Annotated in this window: 24 protein-coding genes and 1 pseudogene; 15 read left to right on the forward strand and 10 right to left on the reverse strand. The window is 64.3% G+C overall.

From position 1 onward, the window contains the following. Positions 1-188: 188 nt before the first annotated feature. The 3 genes from LOY69_RS06830 (at position 189) to LOY69_RS06840 (ending at position 2,404) form a co-directional block, all read left to right on the forward strand. Positions 189-1,406, forward strand: a complete 1,218-nt coding sequence (locus LOY69_RS06830; protein WP_102878665.1) for a class I SAM-dependent methyltransferase — start codon at positions 189-191, stop codon at positions 1,404-1,406. 96 nt (positions 1,407-1,502) lie between these two features. Next, entirely contained in the window at positions 1,503-2,084 is a 582-nt protein-coding gene (locus LOY69_RS06835; RefSeq protein WP_102878666.1) for a DJ-1/PfpI family protein, read from the forward strand. Positions 2,085-2,098: 14 nt separating this feature from the next. Continuing rightward, positions 2,099-2,404 carry a ribbon-helix-helix domain-containing protein gene (locus LOY69_RS06840; RefSeq protein ID WP_047302295.1) on the forward strand — a complete coding sequence of 102 codons (306 nt, stop codon included), beginning with the start codon at positions 2,099-2,101 and terminating at the stop codon, positions 2,402-2,404. A gap of 133 nt (positions 2,405-2,537) precedes the next feature. On the opposite strand, the pseudogene LOY69_RS30505 reads toward LOY69_RS06840, so the two are convergent. The 8 genes and pseudogenes from LOY69_RS30505 to LOY69_RS06875 all read right to left on the reverse strand — a co-directional run. Beyond that, positions 2,538-2,660 (reverse strand): annotated as a pseudogene (locus LOY69_RS30505) (GntR family transcriptional regulator); the annotation flags it as partial. A 12-nt stretch (positions 2,661-2,672) separates the two neighbouring features. Next, positions 2,673-3,293 (reverse strand): hypothetical protein, encoded by a 621-nt coding sequence (locus tag LOY69_RS06845; protein WP_265074294.1) that lies wholly within the window; start codon positions 3,291-3,293, stop codon positions 2,673-2,675. A gap of 9 nt (positions 3,294-3,302) precedes the next feature. Further along, the gene (locus LOY69_RS06850; RefSeq protein ID WP_258381417.1) at positions 3,303-3,593 is read right to left on the reverse strand and encodes a hypothetical protein; all 291 of its coding nucleotides are present in this window, start codon (positions 3,591-3,593) and stop codon (positions 3,303-3,305) included. A gap of 210 nt (positions 3,594-3,803) precedes the next feature. Next, a complete protein-coding gene (locus tag LOY69_RS06855) occupies positions 3,804-6,365 on the reverse strand; it encodes a TonB-dependent receptor (RefSeq protein ID WP_265074295.1) in 2,562 nt (853 codons plus the stop codon). A 120-nt stretch (positions 6,366-6,485) separates the two neighbouring features. Further along, on the reverse strand, positions 6,486-7,448 hold the full coding sequence (locus tag LOY69_RS06860; protein ID WP_110595028.1) for a FecR family protein: 963 nt from the start codon (positions 7,446-7,448) through the stop codon (positions 6,486-6,488). Continuing rightward, positions 7,445-7,993 (reverse strand): RNA polymerase sigma factor, encoded by a 549-nt coding sequence (locus LOY69_RS06865; protein ID WP_102861537.1) that lies wholly within the window; start codon positions 7,991-7,993, stop codon positions 7,445-7,447. The genes LOY69_RS06860 and LOY69_RS06865 overlap by 4 nt, the downstream gene beginning before the upstream one ends. A 260-nt stretch (positions 7,994-8,253) precedes the next feature. Beyond that, positions 8,254-9,837 carry a rhodanese-related sulfurtransferase gene (locus tag LOY69_RS06870; RefSeq protein WP_265074296.1) on the reverse strand — a complete coding sequence of 528 codons (1,584 nt, stop codon included), beginning with the start codon at positions 9,835-9,837 and terminating at the stop codon, positions 8,254-8,256. Then, complete coding sequence (locus LOY69_RS06875) at positions 9,834-10,463, reverse strand: cysteine dioxygenase (protein WP_265074297.1); 630 nt, start codon at positions 10,461-10,463, stop codon at positions 9,834-9,836. The genes LOY69_RS06870 and LOY69_RS06875 overlap by 4 nt, the downstream gene beginning before the upstream one ends. A 106-nt stretch (positions 10,464-10,569) precedes the next feature. Here LOY69_RS06875 and LOY69_RS06880 point away from each other — a divergent pair, with 106 nt between their 5' ends. From LOY69_RS06880 to LOY69_RS06915, 8 genes are all read left to right on the forward strand, one after another. Continuing rightward, a complete protein-coding gene (locus tag LOY69_RS06880; protein ID WP_016964584.1) occupies positions 10,570-11,457 on the forward strand; it encodes a LysR family transcriptional regulator in 888 nt (295 codons plus the stop codon). Between the two features lie 244 nt (positions 11,458-11,701). Beyond that, a complete protein-coding gene (locus tag LOY69_RS06885) occupies positions 11,702-12,523 on the forward strand; it encodes an ABC transporter permease (protein ID WP_265074298.1) in 822 nt (273 codons plus the stop codon). A 2-nt stretch (positions 12,524-12,525) separates the two neighbouring features. Continuing rightward, complete coding sequence (locus tag LOY69_RS06890; protein ID WP_265074299.1) at positions 12,526-13,305, forward strand: ABC transporter ATP-binding protein; 780 nt, start codon at positions 12,526-12,528, stop codon at positions 13,303-13,305. Next, positions 13,302-14,507 (forward strand): acyl-CoA dehydrogenase family protein, encoded by a 1,206-nt coding sequence (locus LOY69_RS06895; protein WP_265074300.1) that lies wholly within the window; start codon positions 13,302-13,304, stop codon positions 14,505-14,507. The genes LOY69_RS06890 and LOY69_RS06895 overlap by 4 nt, the downstream gene beginning before the upstream one ends. Beyond that, on the forward strand, positions 14,504-15,442 hold the full coding sequence (locus LOY69_RS06900) for a D-isomer specific 2-hydroxyacid dehydrogenase family protein (RefSeq protein ID WP_265074301.1): 939 nt from the start codon (positions 14,504-14,506) through the stop codon (positions 15,440-15,442). Before LOY69_RS06895 ends, LOY69_RS06900 begins: the two co-directional genes overlap by 4 nt. A gap of 336 nt (positions 15,443-15,778) precedes the next feature. After that, a complete protein-coding gene (locus LOY69_RS06905) occupies positions 15,779-16,588 on the forward strand; it encodes a class II aldolase/adducin family protein (RefSeq protein ID WP_110595036.1) in 810 nt (269 codons plus the stop codon). Positions 16,589-16,600: 12 nt separating this feature from the next. Further along, positions 16,601-17,563, forward strand: coding sequence for an ABC transporter substrate-binding protein (locus tag LOY69_RS06910; RefSeq protein ID WP_110595037.1), 963 nt, complete (start codon positions 16,601-16,603; stop codon positions 17,561-17,563). Positions 17,564-17,691: 128 nt separating this feature from the next. Further along, positions 17,692-18,885, forward strand: coding sequence for a dipeptidase (locus LOY69_RS06915; protein WP_265074302.1), 1,194 nt, complete (start codon positions 17,692-17,694; stop codon positions 18,883-18,885). A 13-nt stretch (positions 18,886-18,898) separates the two neighbouring features. On the opposite strand, the gene LOY69_RS06920 is transcribed toward LOY69_RS06915, so the two are convergent. Continuing rightward, on the reverse strand, positions 18,899-19,579 hold the full coding sequence (locus LOY69_RS06920) for a hypothetical protein (protein ID WP_250329246.1): 681 nt from the start codon (positions 19,577-19,579) through the stop codon (positions 18,899-18,901). Positions 19,580-19,644: 65 nt separating this feature from the next. Next, on the reverse strand, positions 19,645-20,664 hold the full coding sequence (locus LOY69_RS06925; protein WP_265074303.1) for a hypothetical protein: 1,020 nt from the start codon (positions 20,662-20,664) through the stop codon (positions 19,645-19,647). 322 nt (positions 20,665-20,986) lie between these two features. Here LOY69_RS06925 and LOY69_RS06930 point away from each other — a divergent pair, with 322 nt between their 5' ends. The 4 genes from LOY69_RS06930 to LOY69_RS06945 all read left to right on the forward strand — a co-directional run bounded on the left by LOY69_RS06930 (position 20,987) and on the right by LOY69_RS06945 (position 26,634). Further along, a complete protein-coding gene (locus tag LOY69_RS06930) occupies positions 20,987-22,564 on the forward strand; it encodes a flavin monoamine oxidase family protein (protein ID WP_110595039.1) in 1,578 nt (525 codons plus the stop codon). An 88-nt stretch (positions 22,565-22,652) separates the two neighbouring features. Beyond that, complete coding sequence (locus LOY69_RS06935; RefSeq protein ID WP_110595040.1) at positions 22,653-23,150, forward strand: RidA family protein; 498 nt, start codon at positions 22,653-22,655, stop codon at positions 23,148-23,150. A 25-nt stretch (positions 23,151-23,175) separates the two neighbouring features. Continuing rightward, on the forward strand, positions 23,176-25,644 hold the full coding sequence (locus LOY69_RS06940; RefSeq protein ID WP_265074304.1) for a TonB-dependent receptor plug domain-containing protein: 2,469 nt from the start codon (positions 23,176-23,178) through the stop codon (positions 25,642-25,644). A gap of 3 nt (positions 25,645-25,647) precedes the next feature. Continuing rightward, on the forward strand, positions 25,648-26,634 hold the full coding sequence (locus LOY69_RS06945) for an aliphatic sulfonate ABC transporter substrate-binding protein (protein WP_265074305.1): 987 nt from the start codon (positions 25,648-25,650) through the stop codon (positions 26,632-26,634). Positions 26,635-26,904: the final 270 nt, after the last annotated feature.

Genomic DNA, 26,904 nt, shown 5'->3' on the forward strand with positions numbered 1-26,904 from the left:
GCGGTGCGATATCGCTGTTGTTCATGCAGGAGCCGGCTTGCCGGCGAATGGCCTCTGAGCCTTGCACCGCCCTCGGGCGAGGATTTTTTACCGTCGAGTGAATAACTTCGTGCCCCGACGCGGCTTGCTCCCTAAAATACCTGCCACTCCCTGATTCACACCCCGCATCGCCCGAGGCACCTGCCCCCATGTCTGTGACCGCACCTTCCGCCCGTCCCGCGCCGGATCATCACGCCCAGTTCCTGCAATTGCTCGACACCAGCCTTGCGCAGAACGCCTTTATCAAGCTGGTACTGGCCAAGCACGTGGGCCCGGAGGCGGACCTGCAACGCCTGATCATCAAGCAACTGACGGTCAAGGAGCAGCCGTGCCTGTCCTTCGTCTACCGCTACAAGACCCGGGACATCACCAAGAACTTCTCCCTGGACGAAGGCATCGCCGCCATCGCTGGGCTGCTGCCGGCTTCGTTCAAGAACGCCCACCTGCTGACCCTGACCGACGAAGTGCAGCTCGAATACAGCAAGAAGGGCAAGAGTTCGCTGTTCAAGGGCAAGCCGCAAACCCAGCGCGATGTGCCGTCGGCCGAGCACAACCGCGAGAAGAACCGCTTTCTCGACCTGAGCCGGCCTTTCCTCGCCGATCTTGGGGTGACCAACAAGCAGCACGAACTGATCCCGGCCATGTCGCGCAAGTGGAAGCAGATCAACAAGTTCATCGAGGTCTTCAGCCACGCCCTGGGCAGCTCGCCGATCAAGCTCGATCAGCCGGTGCGGGTCGCGGACTTCGGCTCCGGCAAGGGCTACCTGACGTTCGCCATCCACGATTACCTGCGCAACACCCTCAAGGCCGAGGGCGAAGTCACCGGCGTCGAATTGCGCGAGGACATGGTGACCCTGTGCAACGCCGCCGCGCAGCGCCTGGAACACCCGGGCCTGGTGTTCAAGTGCGGTGACGTGCGCAGCGTAGCCCCCAGCCAGCTGGACGTGATGATCGCCCTGCATGCCTGCGACATCGCCACCGACTACGCGATCCACACCGGCATTCGCTCCGGCGCGGCGATCATCATGTGCTCGCCGTGCTGCCACAAGCAGATCCGCCTGCAGATCCAGAGCCCGGCGCTGCTCAAGCCGATGCTGCAATACGGTCTGCACTTGGGACAGCAGGCGGAGATGGTCACCGACAGCCTGCGAGCGCTGTTCCTCGAAGCCTGCGGTTATGAAACCAAGGTCTTCGAGTTCATCTCCCTGGAGCACACCAACAAGAACAAGATGATCCTGGCGGTCAAGCGCGCCGAGCCGGTTGACCCGACCCAGTTGCTGGCCAGGATCGAAGAACTCAAGGCCTTCTACCAGATCAGCGAACACTGCCTGGAAACCCTGCTCAAGGCCGACGGCTATCTGGGTTGAAGCCGCTGTAGTACCAGGCTATTACCCGGGCTGGCGCAATGGGACTACCTTGAGTACTCCTTCCGCCCACGTCTTTCCCTGAAAGGAGTCCACTCCATGGCCGCGAAAAAGATCCTCATGCTGGTTGGCGATTACGTCGAAGACTACGAAGCGATGGTGCCGTTCCAGGCCCTGCTGATGGTCGGTCATACGGTGCATGCCGTGTGCCCGGACAAGATCGCCGGGCAGACGGTGCGCACGGCGATCCACGACTTCGAGGGCGACCAGACCTACAGCGAGAAACCGGGTCACCTGTTTGCCCTCAACTACGACTTCGCCCAGGTCAGCTCCGCTGATTACGACGCCCTGCTGATCCCCGGCGGACGTGCTCCGGAATACCTGCGCCTGAACGCCAAGGTGCTGCAACTGGTCAAGGAATTCGACCAGGCCGGCAAGCCCATTGCCGCGGTGTGCCATGGCGCGCAACTGCTGGCGGCGGCGGGCATCCTCGAAGGCCGCGAGTGCAGCGCCTACCCGGCCTGTGCCCCGGAAGTGCGGCTGGCCGGTGGCACCTACATCGATATCCCGGTGACCGAAGGCCACGTCCAGGGCAATCTGGCCACCGCCCCGGCCTGGCCGGCGCACCCCAGCTGGTTGGCGGGTTTCCTCGGCCTGCTGGGCACCCAGATCACCTTGTAAGCGAGGACCGCGCCATGTGCGAGCTGTACGTCAAGGCCGACCCGATTCTCTACGAATCCCGTTCCCGCTCGCTGCGCATCTGTGGCGTGGTCACCACCTTGCGCCTGGAAAACCAGTTCTGGGACATCCTCAGCGAAATTGCCGAAGTGGACGGCATGACCACCAACCAGCTGATCGCCAAGCTGTATGAAGAGGTCATGGATTACCGCGGCGAAGTGGTGAATTTCGCCTCCTTCCTGCGGGTCAGCTGCACCCGCTACCTGAGCCAGCGGCGCACCGCCGCCCCTGACCTAAGCCTGGTACGGCGCAACGCACTGTAGCCGCTGCCGCAGGCTGCGAACGGCCCGCAGGGACGCGGGGTTCTGAAGGCCGCCGGAGGTTTGGCGGGGAATCGCCAAGCAAGGTCCTGCGGACCTTTGCGCAGCCTCGCGAGCTCGGCAGCGGCTACAGGGCTCAGCTGATTTTGCTGAGGAAGCCTGGTAGCTCCGGTTCCGGGAGCACCGACAGCACCTTGAGGCATTTCAGCATCCGCTGGCGGGCGCGTTGCAGGTGTTCGCGAAGGTTCAGGGCCGCGGCAAAGGCTGAGGGCTAGAGCCCCAGGCGTGCCAGCTGGCGCAGGTCGGCGATCACCGCCGGGTTGCCGCCTTCGAGCACATCCAGGCGCATTTGCGCGATCAGCGATTTGAGCAGCTCGGTCTGGGTCATCCGCGTCGCCTGCAGCAGGCGCGCGAGATCCTCGGCCACATAATGGTTGACCTTCAGCGACAGGCGTTTCATTGAATGGACCGCCGGCAGCTGGCGGGCCTCGGCCTGTTCGGCCAGGTAGGCGGTGAAAGTGCTATGCACCCGTTCCAGGCACGGGGCGACCCGGGCGCTGAAGTAGTAGCTGAAGAACAGTTTGCGCATCTGCACCCCGGCGTCCTGGATCACCGAGTGCATGGCGGCATCCAGAACATCCAGATAGACCGCGGGCAGCCGCGCCTCGATGGAGGTCAACGGGTGCTGGCGCGCGTCCTTGATCGCCGGCGTCGACTGAGGCGGAATGGCCACGGTGGTGGCGCACTGGTCGCAGACCCCCACCAGGATGTCCCGGGCCAGGCCGTTGCCGTCGCTGAAGGGGACGTCGCGCCGCAGGTAGGTAATGCCGACGATCTGTTGGCAATGCTCGCAGAGCGCCTTGCCCCGGTCGCCTTGCAGAAAGAGTTTCATGGGTTGCCCTCATCGGTGAACGCTGATGAACCACGTCTCTGGCTCGATAAAGTAGAACTTGATGTACCAGCCGGCCTTTTTCAGCACGTGGACCGCGATGCCTGGGACGCTGTGATGTGCGCTGCAACTGTGGTCCTGGCCCTTGCAGGCGCTGATGACCTCGATCAGTTGACCGGCCGAGACTTCGCCCGTGGCCAGCAGGTTCTTGACCTCGATCGAGCCGCGCGCGGCATGCAGATAGTCGCCATTCTGTAGTGCATTGATCAGGTCACGCCTGACCTTCCTGAAGCCTCTGTCCATGATGCTTTCTCGGTTGTACGACAGATGTCGTACATAATCAATGGGAAGTCGACTGAAAGCGCCCAAAGGCATTTCAGCGGTTTTCAGGGGGGAGTCGATCTTAGCCCGGCAGGAGCGGGCGGCAGGGCTTGGCTAAAGGCTTGCAATACATCCGTGATGGCCAACGGCTGGCCTGCTGCGGTGCGTCCGATGCACCGCAGCCAGTTGCCGTCAGAAGAAGCGGGTCACGCTGATCTTGGCGTTGCGTCCCAGGCTGGAGGCGTTCTCGCCGCTCAGCGGTGGGCGATAGTCACGGTTGAACATGTTGTCCAGGGTGAAGTTGACTTCGGTGCCCTTGAGGTAAGGCTGCTGGGGTTTCCAGTTGGCGAACAGGCCGTGCACGTTGTAGCGGTCGTTCTTGTACTGGTCCCAGTAGGCGTCGCCCAGGGCGCTGGCCGGGCCGCCGGCATAGAGGTCGCTGGGCACGCGGTCGGTCTGGCGCACCCACTGGCCCTGCCAGCCCACTTGCGCATCCCACTGTGGAATCTTCACCCCCAGGCTGGCCACCCACTTGCGTGGCGGGATGTCCCGGGCCCAGACGTTCGGGCCCCAGGGGTTGGTGTAGGCCCCTTCATGCTTGCCGGTGATCCATGAGTAGGACAGGGAGCCGAACAGGTAGGTCGAGTCGTAGAAGCTTTCCACCTCGAAGCCCTTGATGGTCAGGTCGCCGATGTTGCGATAAACCCCGATGGTCGGCTGGTTGCACACCTGGCCGATGCTCTTGCCGCTGGTGAGTTGCTCGGGGCAGCCGATCCCGAGGTTCTTCATGATTTCGTCTTTGATGGTGTTGTGAAACAGCGTGGTACGCACTTGTACGCGGTCGGCCTGGGTGAACACGTCGGCGAAGCTGGTGATGTTACCGGCGCGCAGGGCGGTGATGCGTTCCGGGTCGAGGTCGCGGCTGGTGGCGGAACGGGTGGAGGCGGCCGACTGGACCTCGTACTGCTCGTCGATCACCGGCGCGCGCCAGGTCTTGCTGTAGTCGGCGAACAGGGCGAATTGCGGAGTCACCGTCCAGAACGCCGACAGCCGAGGCGACCAGCCGGTGTAGGTCTTGTCGCCGTAGTCGTGGCCCGCCACCGGGTCGGGGCTGTTGTAGATCGGTGCGTCGTTCTTCTGGCCGCGGTTGCGCACATGGTCGTAGCGCAAGGACGGGGTCAGGGTGAAGTCCCCCAGGGTGATGGCGTCCTGGATGTAGAAGGCATTGTTGTCGACCTTGCCGTGGGGCATGAAGCCCGGCTGGTAGTGGCCGTAGTTGTACTTGGGCACTTCATAGGTCTTGCCCGGCATCCACATGTCCACTTCCCGGGTGTGCTTGCGGATCTGGATGCCATTGGTCAGCGCGTGTTCCAGCGGGCCGGTGCTGAAGCGGCTGGTGTTTTTCAGGGCCAGGATCTTGTCGTCATAGCCCACGGTGATCTTGCGGCCACCGGAGGCCGGCTGGAAGTAGGCGTTCGGCCCGCGTTCGTCGGTCTGGTCGGTGGTGGAGTCGGAGTACTTGGCCTCGAAGTCGATCCAGGGATTGTCTACGGGGGTGTACTGGTACTTGGCGATCCAGGTGGTGTCGATGGTATTGCGCTGGGCCAGGAAGCGGCGGGTGGCGCCGTCATAACCGTACTTGTTGATGTCGCTCTGGCTCGGCGGCGTCGGGTAGCTCTTGGCCGAGAAGGGCGCCCAGATGTCGCTGTTGGAACGCATGTAACTGAAGCCCAGGCGATGCTCGTCAGTCAGTTGCATGTTCAGCTTGAACAGCTCGCCCTCCATGTCCTGAGCGGTGTTGGGCAGGCGCTTGGGGTTGATCGGGTAGGCATTCTTCGGGTCGGGCTGGGCGCTGGCTATCTTCATGTCATCGCCGTCGCGCTTGGTCCAGTAGGCCAGGGCATCGAAGCGCTTATCATCGGTGCGGCCGTACACCGCGCCGGTGTAGGCCTGTTCGTGGCTGTTGCTGCTGTAGCCGTACTTGAGCATGGCGCCGCTGTTGCGCCCGTCTTGCAGCAGGTCGGGTGCGTCCTTGGTCTCCATGTGCACGGTGCCGCCGAAACCGCCATTGCCGGTCTCGGGGGAGTGCGGGCCCTTTTCCACCTCCAGGCGCTTGATCAGTTCCGGCTCGATGAACACCGAGCCCTGCTGGTAGCGTTCGAAGCCGCTCTTGGTGGCGCCATCGACGCTCATCGGCACGTCTTCGGCATCCCCCAGGCCCCAGATGTTGATGGTCTGGCCGCCGGGTTTCAGCGAGCCGCCCAGGCTGACCCCGGGCAGGGTGTCGATCAGGCTGACCACGTTGGTGGCCTGGTGGCGATCGATTTCCGCCTGGTTCAGGGTCGAGCGGCCAACACTGGCGGCGTCCACCTCGGTGCCGTTGCCGATCACGCTCATGGCCCCCAACTGCAGGGCCGAACCGCTGCTGAGGCTGGTCTCGGCAGGGCGCACGATGTAGGTGTTGTCGACCTTCATCAGATTGAACTGGCCGTTCTGCAGCAGGGCGCGGATCGCCTCTTCCGGGCTGTAGTCGCCTTGCAGGGCCGGGGCCTTGGCATTGCGCAGCAGTTGTTCATCGAACAGCAGCTGGATTTTCGCCTGCTGGGCGATCTGGCTCAGGGAGGCAGCCAGAGGTTGCGCCGGCAACTGGAAATGCAGCGGCCCGGCATGGGCCTGCAGGCTGAATGCCAGGCAGGCGGCGAGCAGGGTCGGGCGGGTACGGACTAACGGAACAGGCAAGAACGCGCGAAACATGACTTCCCCCAGAGCGGCTTAAAGGCCAAAAAGGCGCTGCGGACAGATCGCAGACAGGAGGAAGACGCGGCAGTGAAAAAAAACCTCATATGCGAATGCAAAATATTCTCATATAAAAAATTAGCGGGCTTCGATCTTCAGCTGACCGTTGGCCTGGACCCGGGTTTTCACCGGGATCAGGGCCGGTAGAGCCTTGACCAGGGCATCCGGATCGTTGACGTCGAGGTTGCCGGAAACCTTGTAGGCACCCAGCGGGCCCTCGGCCAGTTGTACCGGTTGCTGGCGGTACAGGTTCAACTCGTCCACCAGACTGGCCAGGTCGCGGTTGCGAAAGGCCAGGCGCCCGCTGCGCCAGTCGGCCACCTCGTCGCGGTCCAGGGTCTGTTGGCGCAAGGTGCCTTTTTGCAGGTCATAGGTGGCCTGTTGCCGAGCGCCCAGCAGGGTCAGCTCCCCGGGCTTGCCGTCCGGGCTGAAGGCCACCTGGCCGTGGGCCACGCTGACCACCAGTTGGCGCTGGCCGCGCCGCACGTCGAAAGCGGTACCCACCACACGCACCTTGGCCTCGCCGCTGTGCACCCACAGCGGACGTTCCTTGTCGGCGGCGACTTCCAGGTACAGCTGGCCCGCCTGCAAGTAGATGTTGCGCTGATGGGCGCTGAAATCGACGCTCACCTGGGTATTGGCATTGACGTACAAAGTGCTGCCGTCCGGCAGCTTGAAGGCTCGCGCTCCCTGTTCCTGGGCTGCGATCTGCTGCCGGTAGGGGGCCTGGGGCGTGCCCAGGTTGGCCGCCAGTACCGCGCACAGCAAAGCAGCGGCCACTGCCAGGGCCGGGCGCCAGAGCGGCGCCTTGCGCCGGGGGAGTGGCACCGGGCGGCTCAGTTGTTGCAGCTGCGCCAGGTCGTCCCACAGCTCCTCGAATTCGGCGTAGGCCCGGGCATGGGCCGGTTCACTGACCCAGCTCTCGAAGGCCTTGCGCGTGGCACGGTCCGGATCATTGCGGTTACGGGCGAACCAGCTGGCGGCCTGGGCATCGATCTGCTCGCTGTCGAGGTCGTCGTGGGTGCCGGGAAAGCGGGTCATTCAGGCTGCTCCTTGCCATTTTCTCGTTGTAGGTGCTGCTTGCAGTGCAGCAGGGCAAAGGCGATGTGTTTCTCCACCATGCTCACGGAAATCCCCATGCGTTCGGCGATCTGCGCCTGGCTCAGCCCTTCGAAGCGGTGCAGCATAAGGGCTTCGCGGCGGCGCGGCGAGAGTTGGGCGAGGACTTCTTTCAATTGTTCCAGGCGTTGCAGGCGCTGGGCGGCGGGCAGCGGCTCGTGCTGTTCGTCGGCCAGGGGCTCGCTGTCGAAATTTTCCTCGTGGCGGGCCTCGTGGTGCACCTTGGAGCGCACTTGCTGGCGCCGCCAATGATCGCGCAACAGATTGCGCGCCATCTGGAACAGGAAGGCCCGGGGCTGCTCGACCTGGGCCCGATCACGGTAATCGAGCCATTGGGTGAACACGTCCTGGGTCATGTCCGCCGCGTCGCTGGCGTTGTCCGTGCGTTTACGCAGGAAATGCAGGATGTCCGCATAGAACCCGCGAACAGAGTCCGCCGACGCAGAGTCGGTCTTGGAGCGAGACATGGATATCCTTCTTGACGACGCGGTGAGCACAAGGTCGCGAATGATATCGAGAATTATTGCTATTTGTCACTTGGGCAGATTGACGATCAACCGGCACCGCCTACGCGTCCGAAATACCCCTCCTCGCAGGAGCGGTCTTGCAGCGAAGGCGACCTTGCGAGCGATGCCAGGCTTGCGGCCTCTTCGCCGGCAAACCGGCTCCTACAAGGGTAAGCAAGGCCTGTAGGAGCTGGCTTGCCAGCGAAAGCCCCCACTAAGGCTCAGATCACGAAAAAACCGTGGGTGCCGTCGCGCCGCAGTTGTTCTACCAGACCAAACTCCCAGTCCAGGTAACCCTGCATGGCCTCCCTGGGGTTGTCGGTGCCCTCATAGGGCCGGCGGTAGCGGTCGATCCGCGGCGAGGCCAGTTGCTGACGGCTTTCCTCGAGGGGCAGGCCGGCTTCGATCCAGGCCGCGGTGCCACCGCTCAGGAGAAACACCGGACGCTGGGTCAGGGCCTGCAATTGCGGCACCACAAAGCGCGCCAGCAGACTGCTGCCGCAGGTCAGGACAAACCGCTCGGGCTGGGGCAACCGGGCCAGGGATTCCTGCAGTTGGCTGGGCAGGGCCCACCAGGCGCCGGGGATATGACGTTGCACGTAGTTGGCGCTGGCGGTGAAGTCCAGCACCAGGGTGCCGGGTTTCTCTAGCCAGGCGGCGAGGGTCCGAGGGCTGATTTCTTCGGCCGGCGAGGTATCCGGCAGCGGCGCCTGCCAGGGACCGCGTACGCTGAAGTCGCTGTCGCGCAGGCCGTCGAGCACCGCCACCTGCCAGCCCATCTGGGCCAGCCAGGACGCGCTCATGTTGGCGCGCACGCCGTCGTTGTCCACCAGCACCAGGCGCGCACCGCGAACGCTGGCGAAGTGATCGGTTTCCTGCACCAGTTGTCCCCCGGGCGTGGAGCGAGCCCCCGGCAGGTGGCCGGCGGCGAATTCCTCCGGAGTGCGTACATCGAACAGATAGCTGGTGCGCTTGGGATCGGCTTGCCAGCGCCGCCACTGGGCGAGGTCGATGCGTGCCACGTCAGCCCGATCCGCTACCGCCCGCGCTGCTGTTTGCGCCTGCGCCCGCTGGTCCTCATTCACCGCCTTGAAGCGGCGGTTCTGGCCGTGCTCCAGTTTTTGCCCGGCCAGGGTCCAGCCGATGGTGCCGTTGCGCAGGGCCGCCACCGGATTGGGAATGCCGGCGTTCACCAGGGACTGTGTGCCGATGATGCTGCGGGTGCGTCCGGCACAGTTGACCACCACTCGGGTGCGTGGATCGGGGGCCAGCTCACGCACCCGCAGCACCAGTTCGGCGCCGGGCACGCTGGTGCTGCCGGGGATGCTCATGGTCTGGTACTCGTCGAAGCGCCGGGCATCCAGTACCACCAGGTCGGCCTGCTGGTCGAGCAGCGCCTGGAGTTCCTCGGCGGCCAGGGACGGAGTGTGGCGCTCGGCTTCCACCAGTTCGCCAAAGGCCTTGCTCGGTACGTTGACGTCCTTGAACAGCTCACCGCCGGCGGCGCGCCAGCCCTCCAGGCCGCCTTCGAGCAGGGCGATATCGCGGTAGCCCAGTTGCCCCAGGCGGGTCGCGGCGCGCTGGGCCAGCCCTTCGCCCTGGTCATAGAGGGTGATCGGGGTGTCGCGCCGGGGGATGCGCGCATAGACCTCCAGCTCCAGTTTCGACAGCGGGATATTGGCGGCGAACAGCGGGTGGGCTTCGGCGAAGGGCGCCTCTTCGCGGACATCGATCAGCGCCAGTTCCTGGCGCTCGAGCAGGGCCTGACGGATCTGCGCCGGGCTGCGGGTAGGGAAATCGGTCATTGCAGGGGCTCCTTCGACAAGTCCCAGAGGTTAGGCAGCAAGCGGTTGGAATAACCGGAGACAAAGGGCTTCTCGTGACCTTCGGGGGTGTACACGGCCCGTCGTACCGCGCCGATGTTGGCGCCGTACACATGGATGCTGATGGACACCCGGTCGGCGTAGGCGTTGCTCACCTGATGGATGTCGCCAATGCGCGGCGACACCGCTTCCACTTGCCCCGGTACCAGGCGAATCGGAGCCCCCGCAGGTTGCAGGCGGCCGTCCGCCAGGCGTTCGAACCCCTGGGAGTCTTCGGCGCCGCGGAGCATGCCGATCAGGCCCCAGACCCGGTGATCGTGGATCGGCGTGCGCTGCCCCGGACCCCAGACAAAACTGACGATGGAGAAGCGCTGGCGCGAGTCGGCATGCAGCAGGAATTGCTGGTAGCGCTGCGGGTCCGGCTGGGCGAAATCATCGGGCAGCCAGTCGTCCTGGCTCACCAGGCGCTGCAGCAGGTCGGCGCCGTGCTCCAGTATCCGGTCCTCGTCGGGATGGCCGTCCAGCAGCTCGGCCAGGGCGGCGATGAAGTCCCGCAGGCGGGCGAAGTTGGGTGTATCGATAGCGACTGTTGCGGCGTTGTGGGGCATGGGCTCCCTCCGTGGACACAAGGCAAATGACGCGAACTACACGGGCGAGCTAAAAGGTATTATTCTTCTCGAACATTTTTCCAGTCATTTATTATGCGAAAAAAGAATGAAGATAGATGATCTGAACGCGTTCGTGGCGGTGATCCGCTGCCAGACCATCAGCCAGGCGGCCGATGCCCTGCAATTGACCCAGCCGGCCATCACCCGCCGGGTGCAGAATTTCGAGGAAGCCCTGGGGGTGGAGTTGCTGGACCGCAACACCAAGCCGCTCAAGCCCACCAGCATGGGCTTGCGGGTTTACGGCCAGTGCCTGGAAGTGCTGCGCAGCATCGATGCCCTGAACGAGCTGGTGGCCAATGACGGCGCCCCCAGCGGCGCCCTGCGCATCGGTGTGCCGCAGACCATTGGCGATGTGGTGCTGCTGGATGCCCTGAGCCAGCTGAAGAACCTCTATCCGCAGTTGCAGACCTCGGTGGCCACGGGGTGGGGCAGCCACCTGCTGAGCAAGGTCGAGAACGGCGAGCTGGACGTGGTGGCCGCGCTGTTTCCCGCCGGCAAGGTGTTCCCCGAAGGGGTGGTGGGGCGCTCCCTGGGCAGCATGAATCTGGTGGTGGTGGCGGCCAAGGGCGAGGTGCGCAAGCGCTCGTGCAAGCTGGCCGACTGTTACCAGCGCGGCTGGGTGTTGAATCCCGATGGCTGCGGTTTCCGGGCGGGCCTGCAACGAGCGTTGAGTGCCCAGGGCCTGACCTTGCAGATCAATCTGGAAACCTTCGGCACCGAGCTGCAACTGGGGCTGATCGCCAATGGCCTGGGTTACGGCCTGGTGCCGCTGCCGCTGCTGGAAAACAGCAGCCACCGGGACAAGCTGGAGATTGTCCCGGTGAGCGACTTCAAGCCGGTGATCGACCTGTGGCTGGTGCACCCACGCTTCCTTGGCAACCTGCAGGAGCCGGTGAGTCTGTTCGGCGAAATGGTCGCAGCTCGCGTCGGCTAGCCAAGGGTGCGGCGCAAATCGGCGGTAGGAACTGGCTTGCCAGCGAAGGTGCCGGCAAGGGCGGCACAAGGCTCTACGGCTTTTCCGCCGGCAAGACGGCGCCTACGGGTTTATCCTTTGTTTGCATATATATCTATTTGATGAATGCATTTTTTGTATATTAAGTTAGAACCAAAACGAATTTCACGGACGTTTTTTATGTAGTTAGCATGGGGCTCGAACGCGCTGAAATAGGGATGTTGAAATGCCTGCGCAAGCCCCGCTTTCCTTGTATTCCCGCTGGACCGAGCGCCCCGGAGTGAAGTTCCTGGGCAATCTATCGCTGCGCTTGATCAGCCCGCTGTTGCTCCTGCTGCTCTGGGAACTGGCCTCCCGCAGCGGGCTCTTGCCGACACGGATCATCGCCGCCCCCAGCACCATCGGCGACACCCTGTGGCAGATGCTCGGCAGTGGCGAGTTGGGCGGGCATCTGTGGGTGTCCCTCAAGCGCGCCCTCAGCGGACTGGCCATCGGCGTCAGCCTTGGCACTGTCCTGGCCCTGCTGGCGGGCCTGTCCCGGCGTGGCGAGATCGCCATCGACTCGCCGATGCAGATGCTGCGCACCCTGCCATTCCTGGCCATCGTGCCGCTGTTCATTCTCTGGTTCGGCGTGGGCGAGACGCCGAAGATCGCGCTTATCGCCCTGGGCACCACCTTTCCTATCTACCTCACCCTGTTCTCCGGTATCCGCAGCCTGGATCCCAAGCTGCTGGAGGCGGCGACCCTGCTCGGCCTCAAGCGCTGGGAGCTGGTTCTCCACGTGATCCTGCCCGGGGCCTTGCCGGCGTTCTTCGTCGGCCTGCGCTACGCCTTCGGCATCAGCTGGCTGGGGCTGGTGGTGGTGGAGCAGATCAACGCCAGCGCCGGTATCGGCTACCTGGTCAACGACGCCCGGGACTTCATGCGTACCGACGTGATCGTCATCTGCCTCTTGGTCTACAGCGTGCTCGGCCTGGGCATCGACGGGCTGGTGCGCGGCCTCGAACGTTGCGCCCTGGCCTGGCGCCCGACCTTTATCAGGAACTGACCATGACTGTGTCATTGCCCCAGCCGCGCCCCGTGCGCGCCGCCGTTGAATGCCGTGGGGTGACCCGACGTTTTGCCGGGCAGGCGGTACTCGACGGCCTGGACCTGGACATTGCCCCGGGGGAGTTCGTCGCCCTGCTAGGCAGCAGCGGTTCGGGCAAGACCACTTTGCTCCGGGCCCTGGCCGGGCTGGAGCCCATCGATGAGGGGCAGTTGCAGGTGCCCGCGGCCATGGCCGCGGTGTTTCAGGAGCCACGGCTGATGCCCTGGAAGCGCGTGTGGCGCAACGTTGCCCTGGGCGTGCGCGGGGCTGGGGTCCGCGAGCGGGCCGAGGCGGCGCTGGGCGAGGTCGGGCTGGCCCATCGGTTGGGCGCCTGGCCCGGCACCCTGTCCGGCGGCGAGGCCCAGCGCGTGGCCCTGGCCCGGGCCCTGGTGCGCGAACCGCAGCTGTTGCTGCTGGATGAACCCTTCGCCGCCCTCGACGCCTTGACCCGAATTCGCATGCATCAGCTGATCATCCGCCTCTGGCGCGCGCACACCCCGGCGGTGCTGCTGGTGACCCACGATGTCGATGAGGCCTTGCTGCTGGCCGACCGGGTGCTGGTGTTGGCCAACGGGCAAATCGCCGAACAACTGCCGATCCGCCTGCCGCGTCCGCGTCAGGCGTCCACCCCGGGGTTCCAGCAACTGCGCGCGCGGCTGCTGCAACTGCTGGGGGTCGAAACCGAGGCCGAGCCGGCCGTCAGCGTCTCCCACCCCTTGAGCAGGACTGCCAGCCGATGAGCCTTTCCAGCGTGCAACCGTCTCCGTCCGTGTCCCGTCGCGTCCCTGATCCGGATTCCAGCGAGTTCGCCGACTTGCTGCAGCAGTTGAGCGAAGAGTTCGCCGCCACCGCGGCCCATTACGATCGCCACAGCGAGTTTCCCCACGCCAACCTGCAGCGCCTGCACCAGCATGGCCTGCTGGCCCTGACCGTGCCCCGGGCCCTGGGTGGCAGCGAGGCGACCCTGGCCCAGGCGCGGCGGGTGATCGGCGCCGTGGCCCAGGGCGAACCTTCCACCGCGCTGGTGCTGGTGATGCAGTACCTGCAGCACACGCGGCTGCAACAGAACAACGCCTGGCCCCTGCATCTGCGTCAGCAACTGGCCCGTGAAGCGGTACAGGACGGCGCCTTGATCAATGCCCTGCGGGTCGAGCCGGATCTGGGCACCCCGGCCCGTGGCGGTTTGCCCGCGACCCTGGCGCGGCGGGTCGAAGGTGGCTGGCGGCTCAATGGGCGCAAGATCTACTCCACCGGCATTCCCGGGCTGACCTGGCTGGCGGTCTGGGCCCGCAGCGATGACCCGGAACCGCAGGTGGGCACCTGGCTGGTGCACCGCGACAGCCCCGGGATTCGTATCGAGGAAACCTGGGACCACCTGGGGATGCGCGCCACTGGCAGCCACGACGTGATCTTCGACGAGGTGTTCGTGCCCCTGGAGCAGGCGGTGGACATCCAGCCGGCCAACGTTCCTCGTCCTTCCGAACTGGACAGCAAGGGTGTGCTCTGGCTGGCGGTGCTGCTGTCGGCGATCTATGACGGCGTGGCCCGGGCCGCCCGCGACTGGCTGCTGGGCTGGCTGGCCCAGCGCACCCCGGCCAACCTTGGTGCGCCGCTGTCGAGCCTGCCGCGTTTCCAGGAACTGATCGGGCGCATCGATGCCTTGCTGTTCAATAACCGGGTGCTGCTGGATGCGGCCGCCGAAGGGCGGATCGCCCCGGGGGAGGCGACCCAGATCAAGTACCTGGTGACCAGTAACGCCATCAGCGCCGTGGAGCTGGGCATCGAGGCCATCGGTAATCCCGGGCTGGCCCGGGGCAACCCCATCGAGCGGCATTACCGTGATGTGCTGTGCAGCCGGATTCACACGCCGCAGAACGACGCGATCCTTGGCGCCGTGGGCCGCGCCGCCTTTGCCTTGCCCAGCCGGGGAGCCCAGGTGTGACGCGCATTGCCAGCCAGCTCGACGAGGGCTTCAACCAGCAACTGCGCCAGTCGCTGCCAGGCGTCGAGGTGCTGAGCCTGCCCCGAGGGCTGCCCAGTGATCTGCCCGGGGATATTCAGGTACTGCTGGCGGCGCCCCACGCCGATTTTCGTGATGCTCCAGAGCCGCCTGCGGGCTGGCCCTTCGGCCTGCGCTTCGTGCAATTGGTGACCTCGGGCCTGGATTATTTCCCCCGCTGGCTGTTCCAGGGGCTGCCGGTGGCCAGCGCCCGGGGCAGCACCGCCGAGAGCATTGCCGAGTTTGCCCTGGCGGCGATCTTCGCCGCCGCCAAGCAACTGCCCCAGGTGTGGATCGAGCGCGCCGAACACTGGCAGCAACGGCCGCTGGCCTCGGTGGCCGGCAGCACCCTGGGGCTGTTCGGCTTTGGCAGCATCGCCCGCGAACTGGCACCCAAGGCCCAGGCCCTGGGCATGCAGGTGCTGGCCCTGCGCCGTTCGGCGCAGCCGTTCGAGGTGCCCGGGGTTCGACCGGTGGCCGACCTGCATCAACTGTTCGCCCGGGCCGATCACCTGCTGCTGGCGGTGCCCCTGACCGAGCACACCCGGCGGATCATCGACGCCGATGTCCTGGCGGCGGCCAAGCCCGGGCTGCACCTGATCAATATCGCTCGCGGTGCGCTGATCGATCAGCCGGCGCTGTTGCAGGCCCTGGATACGGGGCGCATCGGCCTGGCCAGCCTGGACGTGGCCGACCCCGAACCGCTGCCCGCGGGCCACGCGTTTTATCGCCACCCGCGGATTCGCCTGTCGCCCCACACCTCGGCCAATTCGCCACGGGTCTACCTGAATATCGCCCGCTTGCTGGGGCGCAATCTGCAGCACTGGGGCGATGGCTTGCCCCTGGAGAATCCGGTGGAGATCCAGCGTGGCTACTAACACACGGTTCCAGCCTTGGCCTGCAGCGCTTCGTGTAGCCGCTGCCGTAGGCTGCGCACGGCTCCGCAGGAGACGCAGGGGGGCTTGAGGTCGCTAAAGGTTCGGCGGGAGATCGCCAAGCAAGGCCCTGCGGGCCTTTTCGCAGCCTCGCGGGCTCGGCAGCGGCTACAGGTCCAGTGCCGGGACGGGATTTGTGTAGCCGCTGCCGCAGGCTGCGCACGGCCCGAAGGGACGCGAGGTTCTCAAGGTCGCTGAAGGTTCGGCGGGAGATCGCCAAGCAAGGTCCTGTGGGCCTTTTCGCACAGGGTGTTGATGACAACTTCAAGGAGAGCGGACATGACCGCACATTTTCGTCCCGCGGTGTATGACTTGCCCCGCGATGGCCATACGGTGTTTCGCTGGGAGCACCCGCCCCAGCAGGCCACGGTCGAGCTGGAGCGCCGGCAGCGCAAGCAAAGCCTGGCCGCGGCCTTTAGGGTGTTCGCCCGGCTGGGCTTCGACATGGGCGGCGCCGGGCATATCACCGTGCGCGACCCGGGGCGCCCGGACCATTTCTGGGTCAACCCGGTGGGGGTGTATTTCGGCCATGTGCGGGTGTCGGACCTGCTGCTGGTCAATCCCGAAGGCGCGGTGATCGAAGGCGAGGGCGCGCTGAACCTCGCCGCGTTCGCCATTCATGCGGCGTTGCACGAAGCCCATCCCGAAGTGGTGGCCGCAGCCCATGCCCATTCGCTGCATGGCAAGGCCTGGTCGAGCCTGGGGCGTCTATTGGACCCGCTGACCCAGGACGCCTGCGCTTTCTATGAAAGACACGGGCTGTTCGACAACTTCTCCGGGGTGGTGCTGGAGGCCAGCGAAGGCGCGCGGATCGCCGCCGCGTTGCAGGGGCACAAGGCGCTGATCCTGCAGAACCATGGCCTGCTCACCGTGGGTGAAACCGTCGAGGCGGCGGTGTGGCGTTTCATCGCCATGGACAACGCCGCCCAGACCCAACTGCTGGCGCAAGCCGCCGGCACCCCGCGACTCATTCCCCACGAGGTGGCGCGCCACACCGCGCGCCAGGTTGGCAGCGAGTTCGGTGGCTGGTTCAGTTTCCAGCCTTACCGCGAGCGGATCGTGCGCGAAGAACCGGATTTTCTCGATTAAGGATCCTTGCCCATGCAGCGTCGTCACTTTCTCCAACTCTCGGCCCTGGCCGGCCTGGCCGCCGCCTTGCCGCGCCTGGGCCTGGGGGCCGCCGTGGACCTGTCCGGGGTCACCCTGAATGTCGCCACCTACAAGGGCGCGGCGCCGAGCTTCTTCACCGAGGCGGGCATCGAGCCGCCGCCCTACAAGGTCAGGTACGCCGAGTTCACCGGCGGCAACCTGAGCTTCGAGGCCCTGGTCAGCGGCACCCTGGACATCTCGCCGATGAGCGAGATCCCGCCGATCTTCGGCATCAAGAACCACGCCCCGGTGAAACTGATCGCGGTGCTCACCGGCGACGTCAACAACCAGGCCTTCATTGTGCCCAAGGGCTCTGCGGTGCAGTCGGTGGCCGAGCTCAAGGGCAAGCGCATCGGCTACATCCGCTCCACCAGCTCGCACTACTTTCTGCTCAAGGCGCTGAAGGAACAGGGCCTGGGCTTTGCCGACATCGTGCCCATGGCGCTGACCCCGCAAGACGGTTTCGCCGCCTTCCAGAACGGCGCCCTGGATGCCTGGGTCAGCTTCGGCTACTTCATCCAGCTGGCGGAACTGCGGGCCGGGGCGCGGGTGCTGAAGACCGGCCAGGGCTACCTGTCCGGCAACTATGTGATTGCCGCCAATCAGCAGAGCATTGCCGATCCGCTCAAGCACGCGGCGATCACCGACTACATCCTGCGCGAGTACCGCGCCTGGCAATGGATCGCCAGCCACCCCGAGGAATGGGCCACCAAGAGCGCCAAGATTCTTGGCATGCCCCGGGAAGTGTTCCTGGCCCAATACCGCGCCCAGAGCGGCCCACGACTGTTGCAACCGGTGGACGACGCTGCCGTGAAGTCCCAGCAGGACGTTGCCGACCTGTTCTTCGAAGCCGGCGTCCTGCCCCAGCAACTGGATGTTTCCGGCCTGTGGGACCGCAGCTTCCACTGGTCCTGACCCCTTGTAGGAGCCGGCTTGCCGGCGAATAGGCCCCTGAGCCCTGCAACGATCTCGGGGTCGCCTTCGCTGGCAAGCCAGCTCCTACGGTCCGATGGGGCGATTTCTTTGATTGGCCAGGAGGCCCGATGTCTTCTCGAACCTTGCTCTGTCTGGCGCTGGTCAGCCCCTGGGCGTTGGCCGCGAGCCCGGCGCAATCGTTGCACCAGCGCCTGACGGTGCTCGACAGCCACCTCGATACCCCGATGCAATTGGCCCGCCCTGGCTGGGACATCACCCAGCGCCATGACTACCGGGATGATCTGTCCCAGGTCGATCTGCCACGGATGAAAGAGGGCGGCCTGGACGGCGGGTTCTGGGCCATCTTCACCCCCCAGGGCCCGCTCAATGCCGAAGGCCGGACCCTGGCCAGCGAGCATGGCCTGGCGGTGCTCACGCGGATTCGCGACCTGATCGCCGCCCACCCCGAGGACTTTGCCCTGGCCCTGAGCGCCGCCGATGTGCCGGCGATCATCGCCCGTGGCCAGCGCGTGGTGTTTATCAGCATGGAAAATGCCGAGCCCCTGGCAGCCGATCCCGGGCGCTTGCTCACTTACCATCGCCAGGGCCTGCGCATGCTCGGCCTGGTGCACTCGGCCAACAACGATTTCGCCGACTCGGCCACCGCCTTGCCGCAGTGGCACGGCCTGAGCCCGGCGGGACGCGAACTGGTGGCCGAGGCCAATCGCCTGGGCATCCTGCTGGATGTGTCCCATGCCTCGGATCAGGTATTCGACCAGGTCCTGGCCCTGTCCAGGGCGCCGATCATTGCCTCGCACTCCAGCAGCCGGGCGATCACCGCCCATCCGCGCAACCTGGATGACCAGCGCCTGCGCCAGCTGGCGGCCAGGGGCGGAGTGGTGCAGGTCAACACTTTCCCCAGCGACCTGATCGACCGTGCGCCCAACCCCGAGCGCGACAAGGCCCTGGGACCGCTGTACCGCGAGTTTCGCCTGGCGGCGAGCCTGAGCCCGGTGCAGGTGGCGGACCTGGCCGAGCGGATTCGTCAGGTCGAGGCGCGTTACCCGCAGCCCAGGGCCAGCCTGGACGACTACATGCGCCACCTGCTGCACATCCTGGACGTGGTGGGGCCGGACCATGTGGGCATTGGTGCCGACTGGGATGGCGGCGGCGGGGTGCAGGGGCTGGAGGATGTGACGCAGCTGGCGCGAATCACCGAACGCCTGCTGGCGGCGGGTTACAGCGAAGCGGATCTGGCGAAGATCTGGGGTGGGAATCTGCTGCGGGTGCTGGCTGCGGCGCAGGCCGTTAGCGCTGGTTAGGAGGCTGACTGTATCAGGCCAGATGAAAGGCTTGTCTGATTCGCCAAATCATCTGTTGCAGGCTTTCTGTCAGCCCTATGGCGGCAGGGTCCACGGCTTGTTCGGCAAGTTGCAGCAGGAACTGCTGCAGATCTTCAGCTATCGGGCCGGGCAGGTGGGTTGAGTGGGGGGCAAGCAGGACCGAGAGGCTCAAGATATCGTTACGGTGTTTACGAATGTTCTTGCTGTCGATCCGCTCCCCTTTGCCCAGACGCTCGGTCAGGTTCAGCCAGGCATGGGCCTTGAGGGGAATCAGCCGATCCGCCCCGATGTGGGTGATAGCGTCGATCTGCTGCATGCCCGCGCGTAAAAAGTCGTAGTACTGGTCGTTGAGCAAGATGGCCGAAAGGCTTGAGACGGCCTCGTCGACAGGAATAGGACTCAAGGTTGCGTCCTCTGCCAGATCGATGCCTGCCGGGCTGCGTGAGAACAGTTCGATCTGTACAGGGAAGCGGGTATCGGCCGGCGCCATGAAACGATAGAAAATCGGCCTTTGGTCATTGCGTTGCTTTATCTGATAGCCGCCGGCTCTGACAAACTCCCAGAACCGAGCGACAAACGAAGGGTCCAGCGCTTCGATGATCAGGACGATGTCCAGGTCTCGGGTGGCTCTGAACGCCTGGCCGGCTTCTTCCATGCTCAGGTAGGCGGCCACGCCTCCGATCATCACGTAGCGGTCTGCGTAGTCGGTGAAGTACTCACGGAAGCGATCTAGCCCCCTTACCATTTCAAGTCTCCTTCCACTTGGCTCAAGCCGATCTGGATCCTTTCATCCTTGCTGTCCTGCAAGCTCAGGAGCAGCGAGAAAGGATCGACACAAGCATCCATAGCCCGAGCATAGACGGTGGGTTCGTAGGACCAGATCTGCAACGCGCAGACGGCGTCCTCGGGGGCAACTTCGCTCAGCGCCGGGGAGTCCTTCAGGAGCGTGCCCAGGGTTTCACTGGAGCAGGCGTAAACTGGCAGCCGGGGTTCCATCAGCAGGCTGTGCTTGTTCAGCGCAGACTCGCCTGCCAATAGCAGTGGCGTGTGATTCAAGTGCGGGATCTGGTTCAGCCACAGGGTCTTTTTCAAGGGGGAGCGCATGTGCTTCCTGGCGTCTTCCCAGAGTTGATGCGACGAAATCTGGATCTCGATATGGGCTTGCCGGTCGTTGTGTACCACGATCAAAGCCAGGTCTTTCAGCTCTTTGACGGCGCGGGAAACGGTCATCTTGGAGTACTTGAACGGGTAGCCCAGCGTCGATTGGGAAAACTGCAACGAGGGCGGCGAGGGGTTCATCAACAGGTGGATCAACATGGCCTGAGTGGCCGGACTCATGAGCGTGATTTTTTCCTGCCGGGCGCGGAAGTACTCCCTCAGATCAAGCCCCAGTTCGGGGATGAACAGCTGGTTGCCGGGGACGATGAACTGCACGCCTTTGTCAATCAGGCGCTTGCGCTCATAGGAGGCCAAAGCCTCGGCCACGAAGATCAGGGGGGCCTGGGTCAGTTTGCGCAGCGTATCCATGTGCTTTTTCACCTCCGGCAAGCTGGCCGATTGCTGCGGGTTCTCCAGCAAGACCACGCAGGTTTGTCCGAGCAGGGTCATGTGCAGAAGGCAATAGTGGCTGGTGAGGTAGTAGGGAAGGCTGGGGGCCTGATCCCAGGGACTGAAGCTTGGGGTATCGCCGAGCACGGTCTCGATGTAGGAAGCAAGCGCAGGCAGTTGGGGGGCCGCGTGCTGGAGTTCAGAGTTCATCGCTGGTGTCCTTTTAACATGATTTTTGAACGGTATCATTTACGGTGTTACCGTTCAATAAGTATGTTACAGGCGGCTTTTTCCTGTGCAGGTCCTCTCTCCAAGGGGGATTGTCTTGCGACTGGCTAGTCACTGTCGTTCATGCGTCTTGTGCAATATTTGCGCGGCTGAATATGAAACAAAGTAATATTTGCATATGCTTAAAATGTATTTCTCTTATTAAATGAGCGCCCCTAGGATGGCTTCCCATAGACCCAAGTGACTGCATAAGTCCACGGGCTATAACCGAACGCACTATCCATTCGCAGCAGGGAGCGCTGGCATGCCACTGACCAGAAGACAATTGATCGCCCGTATCGCCGCTGTCGGCGGGGTGCAGGCGGCGAGTGCGGTCATGGGCCTGTTCGGCGTGCCGGGCAACGCCGAGGCCTTCGAGGAGAACTATGCGTCGCTGCCCACAGCCGCCGTGGGCAAGGGCGCTTCGGTGGTGGTGATCGGCGCTGGGATCGGTGGTCTGGTCAGTGCCTATGAGCTGAACAAGGCCGGGTTCAAGGTCACGCTGCTGGAAGCCCGGGACCGGGTCGGCGGGCGCAACTGGACCGTGCGCCGCGGCGATCGGGTGGAATACAGCGACGGCAGCGCGCAGGTCGCCGAGTTCGATGACGGTTTCTATCTCAATGCCGGGGCCGGTCGCTTGCCCAGTCACCATCAACTGATGCTCGGCTACTGCCGCGAGCTGGGGGTCGAACTGGAGGTGCTGGTCAACACCAGTCGCAATGCCTTGGTGCGTCCGGACCTGAACCAGCCGGCCCTGCAGATCCGCCAGGCGGTCAATGACAGCCGCGGGCACTTTTCCGAGCTGCTGGCCAAGGCGGTCAATCGGCATGCCCTGGACCAGGAGTTGACGGCGGCCGATCGCAGCAACCTGCTGAGCTTCCTGAAAACCTGGGGCGATCTCTCGGACAAGCTGGAATACCTGGGATCGGCCCGCTCCGGCTACAAGGTCTGGCCCGGCGCTGGTGACCAACTGGCGCAGAAGAACGATCCGCTGCCGTTGCAGACCCTGCTCAACCCGGCGCTGACCACCGCGCTGATGATCGATGAATACCCGGAATTCTCGCCCACCATGTTCCAGCCCGTGGGTGGCATGGACCGCATTCCCCTGGCCTTTGCCCGACGCTTGCAGGGGCAGTTGCGGCTGCACAGTGAGGTGCGTTCCATCACCAATCACAGCGACAGCGTCGAGGTGGTCTACCTGGATCGCCGCAGCGGCCGCACCCAGAGCCTGAAGGCCGACTACGTGATCAGTTCCTTGCCCCTGCCGCTGTTGGCCAAGGTGCAGAACAACTTCAGCGCACCGGTACGCGAGGCTATTGCTGCGGTGCAGTTCGGCTACGCCAACAAGGTGGCCTGGCAGTCGCGGCGCTTCTGGGAAAGCCAGTATCAGATCTACGGCGGGCTGTCGTTCATCAATCAGGAAGCCTCTGGGCTGTGGTACCCCAGCGGTGGTTTCAACCAGGCCGAGGGGGTGCTGGTGGCGGCCTACAACAACGGTGAAACCGCGCGCAAGTTCGGGGAGAAAACCCTGGCCCAGCAGATCGAGATTTCCCGTCAGGCAGTGGAGCTGCTGCACCCCGGCCACAGCCATGAACTGCGCAAGCCACTGGTGATTGCCTGGGGCAAGATCCCCTACAACTTCGGCCCCTGGATCAGTCATGAAGTGGCCGAGCCGGACTACAGCCTGCTCAACCAGCCCCAGGGGCGGGTCTACCTGACCAGCGACGGCCTGGCCCACAGCGGCGTGGGCATCTGGCAGGAAGCCGCTGCCGGTGCGGCGCGGCGGGTGGTGCGGCAACTTTTTCAACGGGCGCAAGGCTCGTCGCTACAGCAAACGGCCTGAAAAAGCCGAGCACTCATAAAACAGCAGTCACCCATTGCCGGGTAGCGGACCTCCGAGGCTGGCAAACACAACCTTGGAGCGTCTTTGCATGTCTTTGAAAAACACCGTCGTAGGGCTGGGCCTGTTGTGCGCCGCCAGCAGCAGCTGGGCTGCGGGAATCCAGCGCGTGCCGTCCACCTATCCCAATTCACCGATCCTGCAATCGGTGACCTTGCCCGCCAACAGCGAGCTGACCTACCTCTCCGGCCTGTTGCCGGACCCGGTGGACCCCAAGGCGCCCAAGGAGCAGATCCGCGCCGCTGGCAACACCGAGAGCCAAGCCCGGGAGGTGCTGCGCAAGGTGCAAACGATCCTCGCCAGCCAGGGTTTGACCCTGGGGGATGTGGTGCAACTGCGGATCTACCTGGTGGGCGACCCGGCCCTGGGCGGCAAGCTGGATTTCGATGGCCTGCAAGTGGCCTTTCGCGAGTTCTTCGGCACCGAGAAACAGCCGCTCAAACCTGCCCGGACCACGGTGCAAGTGGCGGGGCTGGTACTGCCCGGCGCCTTGATCGAAGTCGAAACCGTCGCCGCCCGAGCGCGCTGAGGCGCCTGTCAAAGGATCTGAAGTCATGAGTATTTCCTTGCATAAAATCGTTCGCGGCGCCGCGCCCCTGAGCCTTGGCCTGCTGAGCCTGGCAACCCCTGTGGAGCTGCTGGCCGCCGATGAAACCCTAGGCACGGTGGTGGTTACCGGCGTGCGCGGCAGCCAGCAACGTACCGTCACCAACAGCCCGGCGCCGATCGATGTGATCGACAGCGAACAGCTGCGCAGCATCGGCCAGAACGGCCTGAAAGAAATGCTCGGGCGCCTCTTGCCGTCGTTCAACGTGCCCACCATCAACGGCGGTGGCACGGCGTTCCTGGTGCGTGGGGTGAGCATGCGTGGCCTGGGCGGTGATCAGGTGCTGGTGCTGATCAACGGCAAGCGTCGGCACAACTCGGCACTGATCAACAACGGTGCCCGGGTCGGCAACGCCTCGGTGCCGGTGGACCTGGACCTGATTCCCACGGCCGCCATCGAACGCATCGAAGTGCTGCGCGACGGTGCTGCAGCGCAATACGGCTCCGATGCCATCGCCGGGGTGATCAACATCATCCTCAAGCGCAACGCCGAGGGCCTGACCTCGGACACCACCCTGGGCCAGTACTACGACGGCGACGGCACCACCGGCCACGAAGCCTTCAACTGGGGCAACCCGCTGGGGGAGAACGGCGGCTTCATCAACCTGTCCTGGGACGCCAAGCTCCAGGAGCCTTACGAGCGCTCCAGCGCGGCCAGCGGCCAGCTGTACTTCAATCAGCCCAATGGCTCGCCGGACCCTCGGGAAAGCAATCGCCAGGGCTGGGGCACCGAATATGGCCTGGGGCGCGACCGCACCACCAGCCTGGCCTACAACGCCGAGCTGCCCCTGGCCGACGACCTCAAGCTGTATTCGTTCTCGACCCTGAGCTACCGCAACAGCAACAAGAACCTGGGCCATCGCAAACCCACCGACATCACCAGCCTGGCGGGAGTACCCAACGCGCCGTATCCCAATGGCGGCCAGGCACGGCGGGAGATCCGCGAGACCGACTTCCAGGTCGCCGGCGGGGCCAAGGGCCTGCTCGGCGGTTGGGACTGGGACCTGTCCAGCACCTATGGCAAGGATCGCGGGGTACTGGATACCGCCAACAACCTGAACATTTCCAACGGTCCTTACGGCCAGCACGACTTCCACCTGGGCAATCTGGTGTTTGACCAGTGGACCAACAACCTGGACTTCTCCCGGGCCCTAGACATCGGCTGGAGCAGCCCGCTGGAAACCTCCTTCGGCGTGGAATACCGCTGGGAGAAATACGCGCTGGAGGAGGGCGAACCCAACTCCTACAACCAGGGCAGCTACGTCCCGGCCACCGGTCCCTTTGCCGGCGTGGTGCCGGACCCGGGGCTGTTCTCGGTCAATGGCACCACGCCGGAAGACGCCTACAGCCTCAAGCGCCACAGTGAAGCCGCCTATGTGGATTTCGGCCTGAACATCACCCCCAACTGGTACGTCGGCGCGGCGGCGCGCTATGAGAAGTACAACCTCGGGGTGGGCGATACCACCAGCGGCAAGCTGACCACGCGCTACGAGTTCCTCCCCGGCTACGCGGTGCGGGCGGCGGTGAGCAACGGCTTCCGCGCGCCGTCCCTGGCCCAGAGCGTGTTCTCCACCACCAGCACCGTGACCCAGTTCGGCGCCGGCGGCACCACCAGCTCAGTGCGCACCAAACAGATGCGCCCCAACTCGCCGGAAGCCATCGCCCTGGGGGCCAAGGACCTGGAGCCGGAAACCTCGCGCAACTACAGCCTGGGCTTCACCGCCGAGCCTACCGAGCGCCTGCGCCTGACCGCTGACTTCTACCTGATCGATATCGACAAGCGCATCCTCCAGACCGGCATCCTCAAGGGCCCGGCGGTGTCGCAGATCCTGGTGGAGAACGGCCTGTCGCCGAACCTCGCCGGGCAGTACTACACCAACGCCGCGGACACCCGGACCAAGGGCGTCGACCTGGTGGCGGACTACAGCCAATCGTTCGGCGAGTACGGCACGGCCAAGTGGAGCGTCGCCTACAACCACAACAAGACCACCATCCGCGACCTGGCGGACACCCCCGCGGCCCTGTCGCGCCTTGGGGCCGGCTATGTGCTGTTCGACCGCCAGCAGCAGATCGACCTGACTAAATCCACGCCCAAGGACAAGTGGATCCTCTCCACTAACTACAAGGTCGGCGACTGGACCACCAATCTGCAACTGACCCGCTTTGGCGAGTACACCGAAGGCTCGAACATCCCGGCCAACGACCGCACCTACAGCGCCAAGTGGATCACCGACCTGGACGTGGCCTACGACGTGACCCAGAACCTCACCGTGGCGGTGGGGGCCAACAACCTGTTCGACGTGTACCCGGACAAGATCGGCCTCAAGGCCTGGGCGGGGACCTATGAGTACGGGATGTTCTCGCCCTATGGCCTGGGCGGTGGCTATTACTACAGCCGCGTCAGCCTGGCGTTCTGAACGATGATCAAGCCGGCGAACGAGCACCCTGTAGCCGCTGCCGCAGGCTGCGATCGGCTGCGCAGCAGACGGCGGCTGGCGATCCTGGCGCTGCTTCTGTTCGGCAGCCATGCCCTGGCGCAGCCGGCGCTGCGGGTGTCCAGCCAGAAGCAGTCGCTGAAGATCCTGCTGCAAGCCGCCGGTGAGCTGGAGCAGGTGCCGTACCCCATCGAATTCGCCTCTTTCGCCGCCGCCGCGCCCACCGCCGAGGCCCTGGCCGCCGGTGCGGTGGATATCGGCAGCCTGGGGGATGCGCCGTTCGTGTTCGCTGCCGCCGCCGGGGCGCCGATCAAGACCGTGGGTGTGATCAAGCTCAAGGTCACGCCGACGGCGGTGGCGATGCTGGTCAAGGACGACTCGCCGCTACGGGGCGCCGCCGACCTCAAGGGCCAGCGCATCACCACCACGCGCGGCTCCATCGGCCATTTCCTGGCCCTGGCGGCGCTGCGTTCGGTGGGCCTGCACGGCGCGGATGCGCAGTTCATCTTTCTCCAGCCGGCTGAGTCCCGCAGTTTGCTGAGCAACGGTCAGGCCGATGCCTGGTCGACCTGGGACCCCTACACCAGCATGGTGCAGATGGAAGGTGGAACCCGGGTGCTGGTCAGTGGCGAGGGGCTGTTTGCCGGACACATGCTGCTGGTGGCCAATGACCAGGCGATTCGTGAAAAACCACGGCAGATCGCTGATTTCCTCCGGCGCCTGGACCGTGCCTATGCCTGGGCCAACCAGCACCAGCGCGAGTTTTCAAAGATCCAGGCCGGTTACAGCGGCCTGCCGTTGGAGGTGCATGAACGCTCCAATCGCTACTCGCTGCCCCGGCGCATCGCCGTGGGTCCGGCCGTGGTCGAGGACGTGCAGCACACCGCCGATCTGTACCGTGAAGAAGGCATCATCCACCAGTCGTTCGATGCGGCAGCTTACATGGATGCTTCATTCAATGAAGTTGAATGAAGTGATGGCAATTTTATTAATTAAGCTCGGGAGGTTTTGAATAAATAAAGAGCAATGATGTCCTTCTTTTAAGTTAACTATCAGCGAATTTAATAATCCTCTGTCGGTACTTGTGAAAGTGCCGGTAATGGCCGCTATTCGCCTGTTTTTCGATACATTTTTAAGTTTGGAGATTAGAGGTAAAGGATATTTCACAAGGCTTTCGCAACTGCCTAAGGTGGCCTTGAAACAAATTATTACCTTCTGCGAAACCATAACTTCGTCGCTACT

This window comes from Pseudomonas sp. B21-059, from assembly GCF_026016285.1.
GTDB lineage: Bacteria > Pseudomonadota > Gammaproteobacteria > Pseudomonadales > Pseudomonadaceae > Aquipseudomonas > Aquipseudomonas danubii.

Bases quoted from the DNA above. Each gene is read 5' to 3' on its own strand.
- LOY69_RS06905 (WP_110595036.1), top strand. From the start codon at position 15,779: ATGACCGCACATTTTCGTCCCGCGGTGTATGACTTGCCCCGCGATGGC.
- LOY69_RS06895 (WP_265074300.1), top strand. From the start codon at position 13,302: ATGAGCCTTTCCAGCGTGCAACCGTCTCCGTCCGTGTCCCGTCGCGTC.
- LOY69_RS06885 (WP_265074298.1), top strand. From the start codon at position 11,702: ATGCCTGCGCAAGCCCCGCTTTCCTTGTATTCCCGCTGGACCGAGCGC.
- LOY69_RS06850 (WP_258381417.1), bottom strand. From the start codon at position 3,593: ATGGACAGAGGCTTCAGGAAGGTCAGGCGTGACCTGATCAATGCACTA.
- LOY69_RS06880 (WP_016964584.1), top strand. From the start codon at position 10,570: ATGAAGATAGATGATCTGAACGCGTTCGTGGCGGTGATCCGCTGCCAG.
- LOY69_RS06930 (WP_110595039.1), top strand. From the start codon at position 20,987: ATGCCACTGACCAGAAGACAATTGATCGCCCGTATCGCCGCTGTCGGC.
- LOY69_RS06925 (WP_265074303.1), bottom strand. From the start codon at position 20,664: ATGAACTCTGAACTCCAGCACGCGGCCCCCCAACTGCCTGCGCTTGCT.
- LOY69_RS06840 (WP_047302295.1), top strand. From the start codon at position 2,099: ATGTGCGAGCTGTACGTCAAGGCCGACCCGATTCTCTACGAATCCCGT.
- LOY69_RS06845 (WP_265074294.1), bottom strand. From the start codon at position 3,293: ATGAAACTCTTTCTGCAAGGCGACCGGGGCAAGGCGCTCTGCGAGCAT.
- LOY69_RS06945 (WP_265074305.1), top strand. From the start codon at position 25,648: ATGATCAAGCCGGCGAACGAGCACCCTGTAGCCGCTGCCGCAGGCTGC.
- LOY69_RS06935 (WP_110595040.1), top strand. From the start codon at position 22,653: ATGTCTTTGAAAAACACCGTCGTAGGGCTGGGCCTGTTGTGCGCCGCC.
- LOY69_RS06865 (WP_102861537.1), bottom strand. From the start codon at position 7,993: ATGTCTCGCTCCAAGACCGACTCTGCGTCGGCGGACTCTGTTCGCGGG.
- LOY69_RS06890 (WP_265074299.1), top strand. From the start codon at position 12,526: ATGACTGTGTCATTGCCCCAGCCGCGCCCCGTGCGCGCCGCCGTTGAA.
- LOY69_RS06835 (WP_102878666.1), top strand. From the start codon at position 1,503: ATGGCCGCGAAAAAGATCCTCATGCTGGTTGGCGATTACGTCGAAGAC.
- LOY69_RS06940 (WP_265074304.1), top strand. From the start codon at position 23,176: ATGAGTATTTCCTTGCATAAAATCGTTCGCGGCGCCGCGCCCCTGAGC.
- LOY69_RS06860 (WP_110595028.1), bottom strand. From the start codon at position 7,448: ATGACCCGCTTTCCCGGCACCCACGACGACCTCGACAGCGAGCAGATC.
- LOY69_RS06870 (WP_265074296.1), bottom strand. From the start codon at position 9,837: ATGACCGATTTCCCTACCCGCAGCCCGGCGCAGATCCGTCAGGCCCTG.
- LOY69_RS06875 (WP_265074297.1), bottom strand. From the start codon at position 10,463: ATGCCCCACAACGCCGCAACAGTCGCTATCGATACACCCAACTTCGCC.
- LOY69_RS06830 (WP_102878665.1), top strand. From the start codon at position 189: ATGTCTGTGACCGCACCTTCCGCCCGTCCCGCGCCGGATCATCACGCC.
- LOY69_RS06910 (WP_110595037.1), top strand. From the start codon at position 16,601: ATGCAGCGTCGTCACTTTCTCCAACTCTCGGCCCTGGCCGGCCTGGCC.
- LOY69_RS06855 (WP_265074295.1), bottom strand. From the start codon at position 6,365: ATGTTTCGCGCGTTCTTGCCTGTTCCGTTAGTCCGTACCCGCCCGACC.
- LOY69_RS06915 (WP_265074302.1), top strand. From the start codon at position 17,692: ATGTCTTCTCGAACCTTGCTCTGTCTGGCGCTGGTCAGCCCCTGGGCG.